Annotated in this window: 13 protein-coding genes; all 13 read left to right on the top strand. The window is 74.3% G+C overall.

Annotation, left to right across the window (positions count from 1 at the left end):
• Positions 1–3: 3 nt before the first annotated feature.
• A complete protein-coding gene (locus ACMV5O_RS03340; RefSeq protein ID WP_416162151.1) occupies positions 4–1,218 on the top strand; it encodes a hypothetical protein in 1,215 nt (404 codons plus the stop codon).
• 18 nt (positions 1,219–1,236) lie between these two features.
• Positions 1,237–1,428: a hypothetical protein gene (locus tag ACMV5O_RS03335; protein ID WP_416162150.1), complete on the top strand. Its 192-nt coding sequence runs from the start codon at positions 1,237–1,239 to the stop codon at positions 1,426–1,428.
• An 11-nt stretch (positions 1,429–1,439) separates the two neighbouring features.
• Complete coding sequence (locus ACMV5O_RS03330; protein WP_416162149.1) at positions 1,440–2,531, top strand: phage late control D family protein; 1,092 nt, start codon at positions 1,440–1,442, stop codon at positions 2,529–2,531.
• Positions 2,531–3,217 (top strand): phage baseplate assembly protein V, encoded by a 687-nt coding sequence (locus ACMV5O_RS03325; RefSeq protein ID WP_416162148.1) that lies wholly within the window; start codon positions 2,531–2,533, stop codon positions 3,215–3,217. The genes ACMV5O_RS03330 and ACMV5O_RS03325 overlap by 1 nt, the downstream gene beginning before the upstream one ends.
• Positions 3,211–5,031, top strand: a complete 1,821-nt coding sequence (locus ACMV5O_RS03320) for a hypothetical protein (RefSeq protein ID WP_416162147.1) — start codon at positions 3,211–3,213, stop codon at positions 5,029–5,031. Before ACMV5O_RS03325 ends, ACMV5O_RS03320 begins: the two co-directional genes overlap by 7 nt.
• A complete protein-coding gene (locus ACMV5O_RS03315; protein WP_416162146.1) occupies positions 5,028–5,429 on the top strand; it encodes a GPW/gp25 family protein in 402 nt (133 codons plus the stop codon). Before ACMV5O_RS03320 ends, ACMV5O_RS03315 begins: the two co-directional genes overlap by 4 nt.
• Before the next feature lies 1 nt (position 5,430).
• On the top strand, positions 5,431–7,734 hold the full coding sequence (locus ACMV5O_RS03310; protein WP_416162145.1) for a baseplate J/gp47 family protein: 2,304 nt from the start codon (positions 5,431–5,433) through the stop codon (positions 7,732–7,734).
• The gene (locus ACMV5O_RS03305; protein ID WP_416162144.1) at positions 7,734–10,256 is read left to right on the top strand and encodes a phage tail protein; all 2,523 of its coding nucleotides are present in this window, start codon (positions 7,734–7,736) and stop codon (positions 10,254–10,256) included. The genes ACMV5O_RS03310 and ACMV5O_RS03305 overlap by 1 nt, the downstream gene beginning before the upstream one ends.
• A 36-nt stretch (positions 10,257–10,292) precedes the next feature.
• Complete coding sequence (locus tag ACMV5O_RS03300; protein ID WP_324540029.1) at positions 10,293–10,604, top strand: hypothetical protein; 312 nt, start codon at positions 10,293–10,295, stop codon at positions 10,602–10,604.
• 33 nt (positions 10,605–10,637) lie between these two features.
• Positions 10,638–10,985 carry a hypothetical protein gene (locus tag ACMV5O_RS03295; RefSeq protein WP_416162143.1) on the top strand — a complete coding sequence of 116 codons (348 nt, stop codon included), beginning with the start codon at positions 10,638–10,640 and terminating at the stop codon, positions 10,983–10,985.
• The gene (locus tag ACMV5O_RS03290) at positions 10,982–11,956 is read left to right on the top strand and encodes a hypothetical protein (RefSeq protein WP_416162142.1); all 975 of its coding nucleotides are present in this window, start codon (positions 10,982–10,984) and stop codon (positions 11,954–11,956) included. Before ACMV5O_RS03295 ends, ACMV5O_RS03290 begins: the two co-directional genes overlap by 4 nt.
• A 72-nt stretch (positions 11,957–12,028) precedes the next feature.
• Positions 12,029–14,029, top strand: a complete 2,001-nt coding sequence (locus ACMV5O_RS03285; protein WP_416162141.1) for a hypothetical protein — start codon at positions 12,029–12,031, stop codon at positions 14,027–14,029.
• A gap of 16 nt (positions 14,030–14,045) precedes the next feature.
• Positions 14,046–18,968, top strand: coding sequence for a hypothetical protein (locus ACMV5O_RS03280; RefSeq protein ID WP_416162140.1), 4,923 nt, complete (start codon positions 14,046–14,048; stop codon positions 18,966–18,968).
• Positions 18,969–18,972 lie beyond the last annotated feature (4 nt).

Genomic DNA, 18,972 nt, shown 5'->3' with positions numbered 1-18,972 from the left:
GCCATGCCGCAGCTGCCCGCCGAACTCATCGACGAACCCGCCAGCTTCGAGACGCTGACCGGCGAAAAGGTCACCGTGCCGGTGCACTTCAACCCGGCCAGCCTGCAGTACACCGTCGCCAACACCCTCAAGGAAGAGGGCAAGGGCGCCAAGAAGAAGCAGTACGTCAGCCAGACCACGGCCAAGCTGACGATGGACCTGGTGTTCGACACCACCGACACCGGCGAGGACGTGCGCGTCACCACCAACAAGATGGCCAAGCTGCTGCAGCCGGTCGCGGCCGGCGGCGGCAAGAACGTACCACCGACGGTGCGCTTCAGCTGGGGCGCCTATGCCTTCACCGGCATGGTCGAGCAGTACAAGGAGACGATCGACTTCTTCGCCGCCGGCGGCGTGCCGCTGCGCGCCTCGATCAACCTCACGCTGTCGAGCCAGGACGTGGTCTTCGACAGCGGCACCGCCAAGCCGGCCTCGGTCGACGCCAACCTTGGACCCGAGCCGGTGGTCGCACCGGGCGCGGACGACGGCGCCGGCCCCGGCGGCGCGCAAGGCGTGGCCAACGCCGCGGGCGACCCACGCGCCGCGCGCGCCATCGCCGCTGCCAATGGCGCAGACAGCCTGCGCTTCGGCGCCGGCGCCAGCCTGGCGGTGGGCGCCTCGGTCGGCGCCGGTTTCGCCGCAGGCGCCTCGGTCAGCGCCGGCTTCTCGGCGGGGATCGGGGCCTCGGCGGGCATCGGCGCGTCGGCCGGAGCGGGTTTCTCGGCCTCGGCGGGGGCAGGCCTGTCGGCCTCGGCCGGCCTGTCCGCCGGCGCCGGCGCGAACCTGTTGCCGCCCGCCGCCTTCGCCAGCGGCGGGGGCGGGCTGAGCCTCGGCGCGGGCGCGGGTGCGGGCGCAGGCCTGGGCCTGTCCGCCGGAGGTGGCCTGTCGCTGGGCGCGGGCGCCAGTGCCGGCTTCGGCGCGGGCCTGAGTGCGGGCGTGAGCGCAGGGGCAGGCTTCAGCGCCGGTGCCGGCGCGAGCGCAGGCTTTTCCGGCCTGCGCCTGGAAACCAGCCAGAGCGCCCACAGCCTGAACACGGCCGCGCTGCTGCCCGGCCCGGCGAGCGCCAGCTTCGGCGCCTCGGCGGGCGGCGTCGCCGCCGGTGGCCGGCTCACGGCCAGCAGCGGCGGGCTGCGGGCCGAGGTCGGCGCGGAAGCCGATTTCGTCATCGGCGGCCGCTGACACGAGGAGGACAGCACGATGCCGATCATGATCGAAGAGATGCACACCCAGATCCGCCCCGAGCGCGAGCCGGCGGAACGCGAGCCAGGCCGCGAGTCCGGCGCCGCCGAGGGCGCGCTCAGCCCGGCCCTGGGCACCGCGCTCGCCGAGCAGATCCGGCGCGAACTGCGCCTGCGCGAGGAACGCCGCCTGCGCTGGCAGGCGGACTAGGAGCGGGCGCCATGAGCACCGAGACCTCCGTCAGCCAGACCGCCGTCTATCGCGCCCGCCCCACGCTGCGCCTGGCCGGCCAGGCCGACGAGCGCGCCTCCGAACTGCTCATCGGCATGTGCATCGAGGAGACCGAGGGCGGCATGAGCACCGCCGAGCTGCGCTTCTCGAACTGGGCGAGCACGCGCGACGGCAATGCCGAGCCCGCCTTCGAGGACGGCAGCCGGCTCGCGCTGGGCACCGCGATCGAGGTCTATGCCGGCGACGAGGCCCAGGCCCGCGAGCTCTTCCGCGGCGTGGTCAGCGCGCTCGAGGCCGAGTTCGTGCAGGGCTCGCCGCCCGAGCTCGTCGTCCTCGCCGAAGATCCGCTCGGGCGTGCGCGTATGGCGCGCCGCAGCAAGGTGTTCACCGACCAGAGCCCGGCCGACGTCGTGCGCGCGGTGGCGGGCGAACTCGGGCTGCGGCCGACGGTGCAGGGCCTGGACGCCCCGGTGGCGACCTGGGCCCAGCTCAACGAGAGCGACCTCGCCTTCCTGCGCCGCCTGCTCGGCCATTTCGACGCCGACCTGCAGATCGTCGGCGAGGAGCTGCAGGTCGCGCCGCGCGGCGAGGTCCGGCGCGGCGAGCTGAGCCTCGAGCTGCACGGCCAGCTTGCCCGCGCCCGCGTCACCGCCGACCTCGCCCACCAGGTCAGCCGCGTCACCGCCGGCGGCTGGAACCCGGTCAGCGGCAGCACCGTCAGCGGCGAGGCCACCCGCTGCGCCCACGCCGGCCCGGGCAGCGGCACCAGCGGCGCGGACTGGCTGACGCGCGCGCTCGAGGCGCGCAGCGAACATCTCGGCCACCTCGCGCTCGCCACCGACGAGGAGGCGAGCGCGGTCGCCGCGGCGGCCTTCGACCAGCGCGCGCGCCGCTTCGTGCGCCTGGACGGCATCGCCGAGGGCAACGCCCAGCTGCGCGTCGGCACCCACGTCGCCGTCAGCGGCCTGTCGCCGCGCTTCGACAACACCTATTACGTCGTCGAGGCGCGCCATCGCTACGACATGCAGGCCGGCTACCGCACCGAGTTCGTCGGTGAATGCGCCTGGCTGGGAGGCCGCTGATGGACCGCGCCCCGCACTTCCTCGCCGCCACCGGCTGGATGCAGTCCGCCACGCTGGCGCGCGTAGTCAGCCTCGACGACCCCGAGTCGCTCAACCGCGTGCAGGTGCGCCTGTTCGCGCTCGACGGCGCCGACCAGCAGGACGCGCCGCTGTGGGCGCGCGTGGTCTGCCCCTTCGCCGGCGACCAGCGCGGCGCCTTCTTCATGCCCGACGTCGATGACGAGGTGCTGGTCGTGTTCGTGCAGGGCGACACGCGCTACCCGCTGGTGCTGGGCGGGCTGTGGAACGGCAGCGCCGCGGCGCCCGCCGACCTGGGCAGCGAGGGCAACCGCTTCAAGCGCATCCGCTCGAAGAACGGCGTGGTCGTGACCCTGGACGACCAGCAGGGCCAGGAAAAGCTCGTGCTCGAGACCCCCGCCGGGCAGACGGTCACGCTCGGCGACGGCCCCGGCACGATCACGGTCGAAGACAGCAACGGCAACCGCGTGGTGATGGACGCCAGCAGCATCGCCTTCACCGCCGCGGCCAAGCTCAAGATCGATGCACCCCAGGTGGACATCACCGCCGGCATGGTCAACGTCAATACCGCGATGGCCAAGTTCTCCGGCATCGTCAAGTGCGAGGTCCTGCAGACCACGGCGGTGGTGTCGACCAGCTACACACCGGGAGCGGGGAACATATGGTGACGCACCCCCACGAGGTCCTGCTCGGACCGCCACGCGACGTCGCTGCCTGGCCCGACGAGGGCTGCGGCGCGCCGGCCATCCTGCAGCGCAGCGACGACGACTTCATCCCCGCGGTGCTCGCCGCCTTGCGCGAACCCGACGCCCGCAGCGCGCTGCGCGACAACCTGGCGCAGACCGTCACGCTCGCCGCCGGCACCGACACCCGCGCACGCGGCAAGCGGTCGGCGTCGCGCGGCCTGTTCGAGACCCTGCGCGCGGCCGGTGGCCGGCTCGGCCTGCCCGGCAGCCGCGAAAAAGCGCTTGCCGCCGCTGGCGCCCGTGCCAGCTCCGACGCCGACGCCGCCTCCGCGCTGGCGCGGATCCGCCAGGCCGCCAGGGGCCAGACGGTGCTCAAGCTGTTCCAGCCCATCCAGCGCCAGTTTCACCTCGCCGTCATGGAGGCGCGCTGCGACACGCCCGGCCAACCGCGCATCGATCCGGCTAAGGTGGAATCGGCCGGCCTGGTGATCCGCCGCCTGCGCAGCGACAACGGACGCGAGCTCCGCCAGGGCTGGATGCACGCCGCCGATGGCGTGCGCGGCTGGGTGCAGGTCGACAGCAGCGAAGCGCCGCTCCCGCCGCGCCACGACCCCGACGCCCGCCGCCGCCTGAGCCGCCCTGGCACGCGCCAGCCCGCCCTCGACCGCGAGATCCTGACCCTGATCAGCGCCCGCGAGGAGGCGGTGCTGAGCGAGGAGGTGGTGCCGATGTTCATCGCCCCGCCCGAGGTGTGCGCCGCCGCCGGTGCCACCCTGTTCTACGGCCTGGTGCCCACCACCAGCAGCGACCGCGCCGAAGGCGGCGCGCCCGCCTTCGACCACGAGGGCTTCGGCGCCAGTTCGAGCGCCTTCACCACCCATCTCGTCGGCCCGCTGCGCGGCCTGGCCGACAGCTTCCCGCGCCCAGGCCAGGCCGTGACGCAAGACCTCTCCACCCTCGCGCGCACGCCGACCGACGCCGACCAGGGCGCCATGCAGCGCCTGCTGCTGCTGCTGCGCCAGCTCGCGGTCGAGTTCGGCGCCTTCGAGGACAGCGCCGAAGCCGAGGCCCTGCTGCAGCTGCTCGACGGCATCGGCCTGCCGCTGGCCGACGCCGCCGGCAAGCCGATCGAAGGCACGACGCCCGCCGGAGACTTCCTGCGCGAAGCCACCGCCATCCTGCTTGACGCCGACACCCCTGCGGTGGCGCCGAAGATGCCCCTGGGCTGGCCGGCGCTCGACGCGGACACCGCCCGGCGCCTCGCCCAGGCGCTGCACGCCTGCCTGCTGCGCCGCTTCGAGGCGCTCGCCGGCCAGGCCGGCCGCTACGACGAGCAGGACGCTCAGTACATGCTGCGTGCCTTCGTGCGCCTGAAGCCCGAAGGCCCCTGCCCGGCACGCACGGTGTGGAGCGCCTACAGCCCGCGCTTCGTCATCGCGCCCTGGTACGAGGGCAGCGGCGCGCCGCCCACCCAGGTGGCGATGCCCGACCCCACCGACAAGGCCACGCTGAGAAAGCTCAAGCCCAACGTCGCCTTCGCCGTGCCGGCCTCGATGCAGCACCTGCTGTCGGGCGACCCGCTCGACATGCTCGAAGGCAAGAAGCCCGCCGGCGAGGGCCTGGGCCTGGGCTGGATCTGCGGCTTCAACATCCCGATCATCACGATCTGCGCCTTCATCGTGCTGAACATCTTCCTGTCGCTGTTCGATCTCTTCCTGCGCTGGATGATGTTCATCAAGATCTGCATCCCCTTCCCCAAGAAGGGGGGCGGCGAGGGCAATGGAGGTGGCGGATGAGCACCGGCCCGCTCCCCCGCCCGCTCGTCGGCTGGCCGCTGTTCGCCGTGCCCGATGCCGACGGCCGCCTCGACTGGCCGACGCCCGAGGCCAGCGTGCGCCAGTCGATCCGCATCATTCTCAGCACGCGGCCGGGCGAGCAGCTGATGCGGCCCGAGTTCGGTGCCGGCGTCGACCGCCTGCTGCATCAGCCCAATAACCTCGCCACCCGCCGCCAGTTGCGCGACTGGGTCAGCGCGGCGCTCGAGCGCTGGGAACGGCGCATCCTGCTCGACCGCGTCGAGGTGCTCGAAGTCCCCGACCGACCGACCGAACTGCGCGTGGAAATCGCCTACCGGCTCGCCCGCAGCGGCAGCCCCGGCGCAGTGGCGGTGACCGTCCGACTGGAGGAAGGCTGACATGCCCATCCTGCCACCCCGCCTCGACGACCGCAGCTTCGACGACCTGCTCGAGGACCTGCTCGCCCGCATCCCGGCGCACACGCCCGAGTGGACCCACCCGCGCCTGGGCGACCCCGGCCGCAGCCTGCTCGAGCTCTTCGCCTGGCTCGGCGATGCGCTGCTGTATCGCGCCAACCTGATCCCCGAGCGCCAGCGCCTGGTGTTCCTGAAGCTGCTCGGCCAGGGCCTGCGCCCGGCGCAGCCGGCCTCGGCCATCCTCAGCCTGAGCTTCGCCCAGCCCACCGAGCTCGCCGGCCTCACGCTGGCCGCCGGCGCCACCATCAAGGGGCCGCAGCCTTTCGAGACCCTGGCCGAGACCACCGTGCTGCCGATCAGCGCCGAGGCCTGCTACAAGCGCCCGCTCGACGAGGCCGACAGCGCCCGCCTGGCCGAGCTCATCGACGGCCTGCAGCGGGTGCACCGCATCGACGGCGCGGCGCGCGGCTATCAGGTGACGCCGCTGTTCGAGAACGGCCAGGCGGTCGGTGAAGGGGTCGATGTGTTCGCCGACAGCATCGACCGCGCCCTGTGGCTGGCCCTGCTCGCGCCCGCGGCGCGACCGGAGCAGCAGGCCGCCGTCACCGCCGCCGCACGCAGCGCCCTCGGTGGCGGCGACAGCGGCGCCAGCGCCCTGCTGTCGGTCGGCGTGGTGCCGGCGATCGCCGCGCCGGCGCTGTTCGAGGAGATCGGGCCGCGCGCCCGTATCCCGGTGATGTGGGAGATCGTCACCCAGGGCGCCAACGGCGTCGATGCCGACTACCTCACCATCGACCCCCTGCCCGGCGCGCTCAACGACACCACCGCCGGCCTCACCCGTCCCGGCGTGCTGCGCCTGCCGATGCCCGACGAGGCGCTGATCTGGGCGCCGTCCAACGACGTCGGTGACAACCCGCGCGCCGGCGTCGGCGACAACCCGCCGCGGCTCGACGACCCCGAGCGCGCCGCGCGCCTGATCGGCTGGCTGCGCCTGCGGCCGCAGCCCGGCAGAGGCGTCGAGCAACTCAGGCTGTCGTGGATCGGCGTCAATGCGGTCGAGGCCGACCAGCGCAGCACGATCGGCGGCCGCGTGCTCGGCGTGTCCACCGGCGCCGCCGACCAGGTCTTCCAGCTGCCGGCCGGCTCGGTCGATGCAGCGAGCCTGCGCATCGAGGTCGAGGAGCCCGGCCGCGGTTACCGCGAATGGCGGCGGGTCGACGAGCTCGCCGCGATCTCCGCCGACCCCGTCGTCGCCCGCGAGACCGGCGCCTTCGAGCTCGACGCCGAGGCCGGCACGCTGCGCTTTGGCGACGGCGTGCGCGGCCGCGTGCCGGAACGCCAGATGCGCGTCCGCCTCGCCCATGGCCGCTTCGGCGGCGGACGGGCGGGCAACCTGCCGGCGGGCAGCCTCACCGAGCTCGCCAGCGCCCGCGTGGTCGGCAGCCCGCGCGCGCTGCCGGCGATCAAGGTGCATCAGCCGCTGGCCAGCGCCGGCGGCGAGGACGCCGAGACCCTGGCCGTGGCCGAACGCCGCATCCCGGCCCTGCTGCGCCACCGCGAGCGCGCGGTGACGGCCGAGGACTATCGCCGCCTGGCGCAGGAGGTGCCCGGTACCGAGGTCGGCCGGGTCGACGTGCTGCCACGCTTCAAGCCGCGCGAGCGCCGCTTCGACGTGCCCGGCGTGGTCAGCGTGATGGTGCTGCCGGCGCGCGCGCTGGGCCCGGCCCCCAATCCGCGCCCGGACCGGCCCTTCATCGAGCGGGTGCACGCCCATCTCGCCGCGCGCACGCCGCTCGCCACCGAGTGCTACGTGATCGGCTGCGAATACCTCGCCCTCGGCCTGTCGGTGGCAGTCGTCATCCGCGACGGCTTTGCCCGCGACGCGGTGCTGTTCGAGGTGCGCGAGGCCTTGCGCCGCCTGCTGTGGCCGCTGCCACCCTTCGGCCCCACCGGCAGCGGCTGGCCGCTGCGCCGCCCGGTGCGCGAGCGTGAGCTCGAGGTCGAGGTGTCGCGCGTGGCCGGCGTCGCCGAGGTCGCCGGCCTCAACCTGTTCGAGCGCGCGCAGATCGACGGCGAGACCACCTGGCGCCTGCTGACGCGCAACACGGTCGACGCGTCGCAGCAGCTCGAGCTGGCGCCCTGGCAGCTGCCCGAGCTGCTCAGCGTGCTCGTGATCGAGGTCGCCGCAGGCAGCGCCAACGCCGCGCCGGACTCGCTCGCGGCGCTGCCCAATCCCTTCGCCGACGAGACGGCGGTCGCGGTGCCGGTCGTGCCCGAGGTGTGCTGATGGACGCCAACCGCCAGCGCTTCTGGTTACTCGCCGACGACCACCACTGGCCGGCGCGCAGCCATGTCGACTACCGCAGCGCCTGCCGCGCGCTGCACCTGTCGAGCGAGCGTAGCCTCGGCGCCATGGTGGCCGACGCCGCCGCGGTCGCAGCTTCTGCGCTGGAGCGCCTGCCGCACGCGATCGACCGTGAAGGCGCCACCGCCTGGTGGGACGAGGCTGCCAGCGCGCTGCAGGTGCGCAGCCACCTGCCCGCGCCCGCCACCCTGCTCGAGCTGCCCGAGCGCCCGCAGGACTTCGCCCCCGGTCACGACGACGTGCTCTACGTCGCGCTCGCCGACCGCCTGCTGCTGCACGACCTGCGCGGCCGCTGGCCCGACTTCGTGCTGCCGACCGCCGGCTTCCAGGCCTGGCGCGTCGCCGCGGCAGCCGGCGGCGGCGCCTGGTTGCTCGAACGCGGCAGTGGCCGCCTGGCGCGCCTGCGCGGCTGCCTGCAGGCCGCACGCCCGGCAGCGGACTACGCCGCCACCACCTTCCGCCCCGACCCCGAGAACGCCGACGCCCCCCGCCTGCACCTTGCGCCCGCGCTGGCCTGGCCGGCGGGCGAACGGCCGCAGGCGATCGCCGCCCACGCCGATGGTCGCCTCGCGCTGCTGTCCTGGTTCGGCGACGGCGAATGCCGGCTGCGCCTGCTCGAGGCCGATGCGCGCGTGCTCGGGGCCGCCCAGACACTGGCCGGCCTGCGCTTCGCCTATGCGCTCGACTGGCTCGGCGACGGCGGCATCGCCGTGCGCGTGCCGGGCCGGCGCGATGCGCCGGTGTTCCGCCCGCGCGCCACCACCGAGCCGCTCACGCTGCAGCCCGCCGGCGACATCTACCCGCTGCAGCCCGAGGCCGAGGAAGCGCCCTTCGCCCACCGCCTCGACCAGCCACCACGCTATCCGGTCATCGGTCCGGCCCTCGAGCCGCTGCACCGGCTGTCGGTGTCCCGCCTCGCCCGCCGCGGCGAAGCCGCCAATTTCGGCGCCGGCCTGCCGCACCTGATCGACAGCGGCGATGCCGCCACGGTCTGGCATCGCCTGTATGCCGAAGCGCGCCTGCCGGCCGAGTGCGGCTTCGTGGTGTGGCTCGCCGCCACCGCCGAGCCCTCGCCCGCGGGCATCGTCGACTGGGAGCCCCATGTGTTCGGCGCGGTGCCGGCCGAGGAACTGCCCGCCGGGCCGCTGCCGCGCGCCGCCTGGGAGCGCCTGCCGTCCGAGCTGCCCGGCCATCCCGGCCTGGGCGCCTGGGGCGCGCCGCAGCCCGGCCGCGCCGGCCTGTGGACGGTGCTCGTGCAGCGCCACGGGCGACGCGTGCGGGCACTGCGCGGGCGCTACCTGTGGGTGCGCATCACGCTGCACGGCAACGGCCGCGACTCGCCCGAGATCGCCGCGCTGCGCGCCTACGGCCCGCGTTTCCCGGTTCGCGACCAGTACCTGCCGCGGCTCTATCACGAGACCGAGTTCGGTGCCGCCGCCGATGCCCGCGTCGCGCCCGGTGAGGCGCACAGCACCCCGGCCGATTTCCTCGAGCGCTTCCTCGGCAACGTCGAGGGCTGGCTCACCGCGCTCGAGGACCGCGTCGCCGCCGCACACCTGGTCACCGACCCCGACACCGTCGCCGAGCCCAGCCTCGACTGGCTGGCAAGCTGGATCGGCGTCGCCTTCGACCCCGCGCTACCGGCCGCGCGGCGCCGCCACTGGCTACGCCACGCCGCCGAGCTCGCGCGCTTCCACGGCACGCGGCACGGCCTGCTGCTGGCGCTCGACCTCGCCACCGACGGCGGCGTGCGCGGCGGGCGCATCGTCGTCGTCGAGGGCTTTCGCATCCGCCGCCTGCTGGCGACCCTGCTCGGCGTCGACCTCAACGTCGAGGACGACCCGCTGCTGCCCGGGCTGGTCATCAGCGGCAACTCGGTGGTCGGCGACACCCTGATCCTGGGCGAGGCCGAGCGCGTGGAGTTGCTCGCGCTGTTCCGCGACGAGCTCGCCAGCGCCGCCGAGCGCGCGGCGGTGCTCGCCTTTTACGAGCGGCTGGCCTACCGCACGCTGGTGCTGCTGCACGGCGAGCAGGAGGGGGACAGCATGGCCGCCGAACACGCGGATGGCCTGCTGCGCCGCATCATCGAGCTCGAGGCGCCGGCCCACGTCGAGGTGCAGATCGCCCGCGCGAGCTGGCCGCTGCTCACCGGCATCGCCAGCCTGGTCGGGGTGGACACCTGGCTCGGTCCGCCGCGACCACCGCAGCCGGCACGTGCCGACCACAGCACGCTGGGCCACGGCGACCGCGTGCTCGGCGTCGGCAGCCTCGATCCGCGCCTGTCGGGCGCGGCGGCGGCGCTCGCGCCCCTGCCGCTACCGGTCGCCGACGCCGGCGCCGACGCGCGCGTCGCCCACGGCCGCAGCTTCATGCTCGACGGCGGCGGCTCGCGCGCCGCCCCGGGCCGCCACCTCACCGAATACCGCTGGCGCCTGCTCGGCTAGCCGCCGCCCCGTTCCGCCACCACCAAGGAGCCCATCATGGCCGAGTTCATCATCAACACCGAGGTCAAGACCGAAACCCCCACCGTCGAAGTGACCGTGTCGCGCGACCGGCCGCTGCCGATCGGGCGCCATGTGTTCCGCCTGGTGGTGGTCGATGACTCGGGCAACACCTCGATCCCGGACGACGTGATCGTCATCGTCGCCGACACCGAGGCGCCGACCGCGGTGCTGAGCGCGCCGCGCTCGGTCAGCCTCGGCCGCAGCTTCGAGCTCGACGGCAGCCGCTCCTTCGATGTCGGCGGCGGGCGCATCACCACCTACCTGTGGACCTACCTCGGCCAGCCCTGAGGACGACCCCACCAACACGCTCGCGGAGACACCATGGTCAGCTTCGTTCGCGGCCAGACGATCAAGACCGCTACCCCCACGATCACCGTGGATGCCGGCCTCGCGGCCGGCGTGCACCGCTTCCAGCTCGTGGTGCAGACCGACACCGGCCAGGCCAGCGTGCCCGCCATGGTCGAGGTCAGCGTCGTGCGCATGGTGGTCGATCCGATCCGGCCCGTGCTCGACAGCACCGTCGTCAATCCGCCGCCCGGCTCGCCGACGCTCACGACCACCCCCACGGTAACGACCAATCCGACCCCCACCGGCAGCATCGGCGGCATGCTCGTCAGACCGCGGGCCGCACCCAGCCGCAAGCCGCGCAAGTCGAGGAAGGAATCATGAACAGTCCACTGCGCCCACCCGCGGACGACCCCTTGTACGCCCTGCCCGAGGCCGCCCGCCCCCACTACGCCACCGGCATGCTGCTCGGCGCGCGCGACTTCGCCGACGAGCAGACCTACCACCGCAACCGCCTCGCGCGCGCGCTGGCCTTTGCCAGCGGTGCCGGCAGCCGTCGCCTGGCCACGCCCGACAGCGACGACACCGGCGTGGTCGGCCTGCACGGCGGCGGCACCCTGGCGGGCCTGCGCGTCGCCCATCGCACGCCGCCGCAGGCCGCCGAAGAGGAGCTGCGCATCGCGCCGGGCCTCGCCGTCGACCGCCTCGGCCGCCTGATCGAACTCCCCGTCCCGGTGTGCCTGCGCGTCGAGCGCTGGTTCGCCGGCGAGCTCGCGCGCGACGACGGCGACGACCTGCGCCGCGCCGCGCTCGACGACCCGGCGCGCTTCGCCAGCGCCCGCCTGCTTGCCGACGGCACGGTGCTGCCGGCGCGCGCAGTGATCGCCGACGTCTTCATCCGCTTCGTCACCTGCCGCCAGGCCCTGGCGCCGGCCTTTGCCAGCGGCCCCTTCGATGCGCTGGACGCGGTCGAGACCGCCCGCCTGCGCGATGGCTGGGAGCTGCACCTGGTGCTGCGCGGCGACGGCCTGGATGACGACTTCGACGGCCTGCCGCTGGGCGACCGTGACCTCGCCGCACTCGACGCCGAAGGCCGCCGCGACGCCCTGCAGGATGCGGTGCTGGACGCCTGGCCCAGCCTGGCCGGCCACACCGACGCCGCAGGCGCGCTGCCGCCCCCGCCCGGCCACCCGCCCGCGCTCGATCCGACCGCCGTATTCCTCGCCCGCGTCTTCGTCGGCGTCGCCGCCGGCAATCCGCCTGAACGCAGCGGCGAGGTGATCGTGGACAACTGGGGGCGGCGCTTCCTGCCCCATCTCGGCCTGATGGCCGGTGCGCTCGGCCTGGGGCGCTGAGGCCGACATGAACAGCGCGCCGGCCACCCGACTGCATTTGTGCGCGTCCGCGGACGCGCTGGAGGACAAGCCATGGACCTGACGACTGGCAAGGGCCGCGTGACCCTGACCGCAAGCGAGGTCGGCGCCCTGCGCAGCGCCGGCGCCCTGATCGAGGACCCGCGCCGTGAGCGCCCGCGCTATTTCGACGGCCGCTTTCTCGCCGCGCGCGACCTCATCCGCGACCAGCAGTACATCCTCACGCGCGAGGCCGACCTCGGCCGCGCCGCCGGCAGCGGCGTCGCGGCGGGCCTGGAGGTGAGCCGCGGCGGCGGCGACCGCATCGAGGTCTCCGCCGGCCACGGCGTGACGCCGGCGGGCGAGCTCGTCGTGCTGCCGCGCGCGGCCAGCCTGCGCCTGGCCGACATCGCGCACGCCGAACAGCTGTCGGCGCGCTTCGGCCTGGGCCGCATCCCGCAGCCGCCGCTGCGCAGCCGCACCGGGCTGTTCGTGCTCGCGCTGCGGCCGGTGGAGTTCACCGACAACCCGGTCGGCGCCTACCCGACGACGATCACCGGCCCGCGCACGGTCGAGGACGCCGACATCATCGAGGCCACCGCGGTGGTACTGGTGCCGTGGAACGATGACGCCGCCGCCGATGCGCTCGACGCCCGTCGGGCACGCGCGGCCGCCACCCTCTTCGCCGGCGACGGCGGCCCGGTGCTGTCCTCGAACGTGTTGCCGCTGGCGATGATCGCGCTGCAGAACAACCTGCCGCTGTGGATCGACGCCCCCCTGGTGCGGCGCGAGCTCGGTGCCGACCGCGCCGATCTGCCCGGGCTGGGCCATTCGCCGCGCGCGCTGCGCCTCGCGCACCTGCTGCAGCACCAGCTTCACCTCGCCGACGCGGTGGCGGCCAATGGCGGCCGCGGCTTTGCCGCGCGCGAGCGCTTCCCGCTGCTGCCGCCGGCCGGGCCGCTGCCGCCGGGCATGATCGATGCGCGCGACTTCACCCAGCGCTACTTCCCGGCCGAGATGGCGGTCGACTTCTCGATCATCCCCGAGGACGAGCTGCCGGCCCTGGTCGAGGAGTCGCTCGCGCTGCCACCGATCGACCTCGGCGCCGCCGCCGACACGCTGGAATCGACCTCGGTGCTGATCCTCGCCCCGGTGCCGCGCAACGAATGGCGCGCCGTCACGGCACGCCTCAGTACGCGGCTGCGCACCTTGCGCCCGGCGGCGATCAACCTCGTCGCCAGCCGCAAGCCGCTCGAGATCCTGCAGCAGCTGCGCCTTCCCCGCCCGCTCACGCCGCCCACGCCGACCGACCCCGCCGACGCCGAATGGGCGCGCCTGGCCGCCCTGCCCGGCCTGTGGTTCGTGCGCCGGCGCAACCTCGCCTACCGTGACGAGCTCGCCGGCGAGGCCATCCGCGTCGCCGGCCAGGACCGCGTCAGCGAGCTCCTGCCGCGCCTCAACACGCTCGGCCTCGACACCCAGCTCAACCGCGTCCTCGCCGAGGCCACCCCGCGTGCCGCGCTCGAGGTGAACAGCCTGCTCGCCAGTCCGCGCTTCGCCGACTCGCCGACCCTGACCGCGGCGGCGATCGGCGAGCTGTCGCGCGCCGACACCCTCGACCAGGCCGCGGTGCTGAAGGTGGCCGCCGAGCTGGCGGCGCCCGGCGTCGGCGACGGCCTGGTACGACTCGAGACCACGCGTGCCGACACCGTGCCGAGCAAGACCGCGCTGCGCGAGATCGCCAGCGGCGAGGCCGACTGGCGCGCCGCCGACCAGCAGGCCACGGTCGCCGCCAGCGCCGAGTTGAGGCCGCTCGCCCAGAGCGTGCTGCGCCCGCAACCGGTGCGCGAGACGCCGGTCGCGCCGACCGGACCGGTGCTGGAAGCCCCCGTCAGGCCGCGCGCGCAGGCGCGCGCCGCGGCCGCGCCGGCGCCCGACACGCGCGGCCAGCCGGCCGCCACCTCGCCTTCGGGGCGGCGCCGGCGCACGCCCGCGCCCCCCGCCGAAGCCGAGAAACCCGCACGCAAGACCACTGCCGCCACCCGCCGCCGCAAGCCCGACAGCGATGCGAGCTGATGCAAGGAGGTGAACCGTGAGCATCACCCCGATCGAAGCCCCCCTGCCAGGCGAACGCCTGCTGGGTCTGGCGCCCGAGGATGCGACGCAGGCCGCGCGCTGGTGGCTGCGGCGCCCCAACCTGTTTGCCGGCCGCACGCTGACCGCCCCCACGCTGTCCGGCCGCCAGGCCTGGGCTGCGGCCCATGTCGCCCTGCGCGCGCGCGCCTTCACGCCCGGCGTGGTGCAGGGCCTGGAGACGGCGCTGATCGCCGACGCCGCAGCGGGCAGCGGCCTGGGCGACACCCGCCTGGCGCTGATGCAGGGCATCGCGCTCGCGGCCGACGGCGAGGACCTGCACCTGCCCCAGGCGCACGAGCTCGCGCTGGCCCGGCTGCCGGTGGTGGCCGACCCGTCCGCCTTCGCCGGCCTGGGCGCGGCCGGTGGCAGCGGCGACACGCTGGCCGGCAAGCTCATCGGCCCCGACCTGGGCACGGTGATCGGCGCCGACCCCGACGCCCTGCCGCGCGTCGGCATCCTGGTGCTGCAGCCGGTATGCGCCGACCGCATCGGCGAGTTCGACCCCACCGACCCCTGCCCGCTGCACGCCTGCGGCGAGGGCACGATCGCCTTCGAGGACTGGCGCATCGGTGATGGCGCGCGCCTGCTGTGGTACGCCTGGCCGCAGGAATGGCGCAGCCTGCCACCGTTGCCGCCTTCGGGCGCACAGCGCTGGCGCAACCTGCTGGCGTGGCGCATCTTCGATGCCGAGCGCACGCTCGGCGCGGACGAAGTCCTGCCCTGGGAGGCCTTTGGCGTGGCCCTCGGCCTGGTGGCCTGCGCCGCTGACTGGACGCCGCTCTTCCTCGACCGCGCCAGCGTGCAGCGCAGCGGCGGCCGCGGCCGCTGGCCACGCATGGGCGGCGGCGCCAGCGGGCTGGCCACGCACTGGCGCCTGCCTGCACTGTGGCAGGCACAGCTCGAACAGCTCGCCGAACAGATCACCGCCGCCGGCGACGTGCCCGCCGACGCGCTGGCTGCCGGCTTTGCCCGCCTGCCCCCCTTCGGCCTGCTGCCCGCCCACGCGCTCGATCTGGAGACCCTGCGCAGCGACTTCTTTCCCGCCAGCTTCGAGCTCGACGCCGCGCCGGTGCCGATCGAGCAGCTCGACGGCGCGATTGGCGAAGCCGCCTCGCTGGCAGCGATCGACCTCGGCCTCGGCGGGCGCGTGCGCCTGCTGGTGCCGGTGCCGCAGGCGGTGTTCGACCCCCGCCTGCTGATCCGCGAACGCATCGACCCCGAGTTTGCCGCCACCCTGGCCGAGTTTCTGCTCGTGCGGGCGCGCTGGCTGGGCGCACGGCAAGGCCTGCGCACCCGCGCCGCCCTGCTGGCGCGGGCGATCAGCGGCCGCACGCTGGAGGTGCCCGCGATCGACGCCGACACCGAGGCCCTCGAGCCGGAATCGCTCGCGCCCTGGGGGCCGCCCCCCGCCGGCGGCGGCCACCGCTCGCAACGCGTCGCCGGCATCCACCAGCATTTCTTCGAGGCCGCCACCGAGACGCTCGCGGTCGCCAGCGGCAGCGAGCTCTACGCCTGGGTCTATCTCGACCCCGAGCACCCGCCACGCACGCTGATGCTGCAGTGGCACGCCAACGGCTGGCAGCACCGCGCCTACTGGGGCGAGGACCTCATCCCCTGGGGCGCGGCCGACGGCAGCGAGCGCGTGCGCATCGACGACCTGCCGCCCACCGGGCGCTGGGTGGAACTGCGCATCCCGGCCGCGCGTGTCGGCCTCGGCGCGCAGGTGGTCGACGGCATGGCCTTCACCCTGTACGACGGCCAGGCCGCCTATGGCATGACGGGCAGCATCAGCGCCGACGGCGCACGGCAGAAGTGGTTCTGCGGCGTGCTGCCGGCCAATGCCCGCGGCGGCGGTGACGAACCGTGGACGATGCTCACCCACAACGACTTGTGGGCCCCCTTCGAGCGCATCGACGGCGTGCTGCCGGTCGAGGGCGACGGCGCGCCGGCCGGCGGCGGCCATGCCGGTGCGACGGGAATCGAGCTCAGCGAGCACGGTTTCGACGGTGCCAGCGCGCCGCTGCGCGCCGCCGCCGGCGAGCACCTGTATGTCTGGGCCTACCTCGACCCCAACGCCCCGCCCGCCCAGCTGCTGATCGAGTGGCGCAGCAGCACGCGCCTGCATCAGGCCTGGTGGGGGCTGGAGCGCATGCCGGCCGTCCCCCAGCCCAACCTCGTACGCCGTCGTGCGGGTCCGCTGCCCCGCCCCGGGCGCTGGCTGCGGCTCGAGATCGGCGCCGACGAGGCCAGCGGTGTCGGTGCCGTCGATCGGGAGATCCGCGGCATCCGCTTCCTGGTCGCAGGCGGCAACGTCGCTTTCGGCGCCAGCGGCGTGATCGACACCAGCGGCAACGAGCGGCCGTGGTTCGCCGGCAGCCTGCCGGCCGGCGCCAGGCCGAGCGGCGCCTGGCACTTCCTGAGCCCGCGCGACCTGCAGGCGCCAGGCTCGGCGGGGCGCAACGGCGCGGTCGCCGCCAGCCTGGCGCTGTACGACGACCCCGCGCTCGCGCCGCTGTCGGCGCACGAGCGCTACCAGCTGTTCCAGCGCGGACTGGAGGGCTTCATCGCCTACCTGAAGGCGCGCACCGACCGCGCCGACGACCTGGTGGACTTCAACTTCGTCAAGGTACAGACCGACATCTACCGCGTGCGCCAGATCATCCTCGGCAGCTCGGCCGCCACCCGTCTGGCGGTGTCGCCGGCGCTGGCCGGCATCGCCCAGGCCGAAACCGCGGTCGCGACCACCGAACGCATCGCCGGCTTCTTCAACGAGCTCAAGCAGGAGGAAACCCCCGAGCGTGCCCTCTCACAGGCGCCGTCGTCGGGCACGGCACCCACCGGTGGCGCGGCCCCCGCCGCCAACACGGGCAACGGCCTTGCCTTCGGCAGCAATGTGGATCTCGGCCGGCTCGAACTGGACAGCCGGCAGGGGACCCTCAGCGGTACGGGGACGCGCGGCACCGACCTCAAGTCGAGCACCAGCAATCTCTTCATCAAGAGCGCCACCACGCCGCAGTTCACCATCGGCACCTCGCGCGACTTCCTGCCCAGCGACATCACCAACGCCGCGCCACTGATCGGCAAGGCCGAGGTGCGCACGGTGAGCATCGCCGAACGCCTGCAGGCGCCGCGCGCGACCGAGGCCAAGGACTACACGACCTCGACCCGCTACGAGGCGGTGCGCGCGATCGCCGCCTACGCCGCCGCACTGACGCGGGAAGATGGTGGCGAGACGCCGGGGCTGTTCCTCGACATCGAGCTCCATGGCACGCGTGGCGACCCCGCCCTGTTCTATGCCAACCAGGACGAGGCCCAGAAGGGGGTGCCGATCCCGGCGATCGACACCGACAACGACGACGAGCGCGCGCTGCTCGAGGCGCGCCCGCGCAGCCTGCCCTTCGCCCAGGTGCTGCGTGAATCCTGGCGCATGCCGCTGCTGCTGAAGACGCCGCGACGCATCCGGGTCGATGAGTCGACCCAGTTCGCCGATGGCACCGACCTCGCCGACAACACGGTGGTGTTGATGCGCCAGCTCGAAGGCCGGGTGAAGCGCTACCGCGACGCCATCGCGCGCAGCGAGCAGGTGCTCGACGGCCTGCGCGCCACGGTGCGCGCCCTAGACAGCCGCCTGCGCGCGATCGGCGAGGAGCTCGCCGAGGCCCGCCACGACGTCGCCGTGACGCGCGCGCTGATCGCCGAAGAGGAGGCCCGGCTGGCGGCGATCAACGCCCGGCGCGCCCGCATCCTGCGCGAGCATGTGCACTTCATCGCCTACCAGCGCCCGCGCGAGACCGAGCTCATCGTCGCTGCACCGCAGCGCACGCTCGACCCCGGCCTGCTCGCGCCCGCGGTGCCGGCCTGCCTGGCCGCGCACCAGGACGCCCCCGACGCCCTGCGCGAGCTGCTGGCGGTGGTGCGCGAGGCGCCGGCGCGCTGGTTTGCCGCCGTGCCGGCCCTGCTCGACCGCCTCGACCGCAGCGACCTGCTGCTGAAGGCGATGCAGTCGGCGCAGTTGCGCAGCCAGCTGCTCGACCTGAAGCTCGCCGCCCAGCCGGCGCCCGCCGCCCCGGCAAAGGGGCTGGCCGGCGCCATCGCCAGCCTGCAGGGCAAACGCCTGCTCGCCGTGCAGGCTTTGCGCAGCGAGGCCACCCGCATCGACCTCGCCGCGGTCGCCAGCCTGGGCTGGAAGGGCGCGCGCGCCGAGGCCGAGAAAGTGGTGTCGCTCGGCGACCTGATCGACGGCGAGCATGGCAGCGGCGCGGTGGCGAGCCGGGCCGCGACCGTGTTCGACGAGCTGTCACGCATCGCCGCCTGCCTGCACGAGGCCTTCTCCACCGTGCTGCCCTCGATCCGCCTCGACTGGGCCGAGCGCCTGTCGCAGTTCGATGCCACGCCGCGCCTGCGCAACCTCGCCGGTCTGGCGCGCTGGGGCGAAATCGATTACGCCGACCGCCACCGCCTGCAGGCCTATGTGGATTGGCTGTTCGGCCAGATCCGCAGCGGCGACGCCGATGCCGAGAACCTGATGAACGACGTCGTGCACATGAGCCTGCTGCTCGCCAGCCATGCGCCGGTCAACCGCATCCTGTCCGGCCGCATCCCCGAGCCGGTGACGGTGCGACCGGGCATCCGGCTGCCGATCCGCGTCACCGATGCGCTTCAGCTGCGCGTCGGCATGCAGGCGCTGATCTACCAGGGCGCGCGCGTGGTGGCGCGCGCCAACGTCGAGGACCTGTCCGGCACCACCGCGGCCGCCACCGTGGTCCAGATCGAGGGCCTATCGCTGAACCTGGCGGCCGACACCCGGGTGCATTTCGTCGATGCCGCCAGCCCGGTGGCGATGGGCGCGGTCCGGCTGGCGGGGACGAAGGCGGTGTAGCGCC

Origin of the sequence: Thauera sp. WH-1 (assembly GCF_047806685.1) — a bacterium.
GTDB lineage: Bacteria > Pseudomonadota > Gammaproteobacteria > Burkholderiales > Rhodocyclaceae > Thauera.
This window is presented reverse-complemented; position numbering and strand designations above follow the sequence as displayed.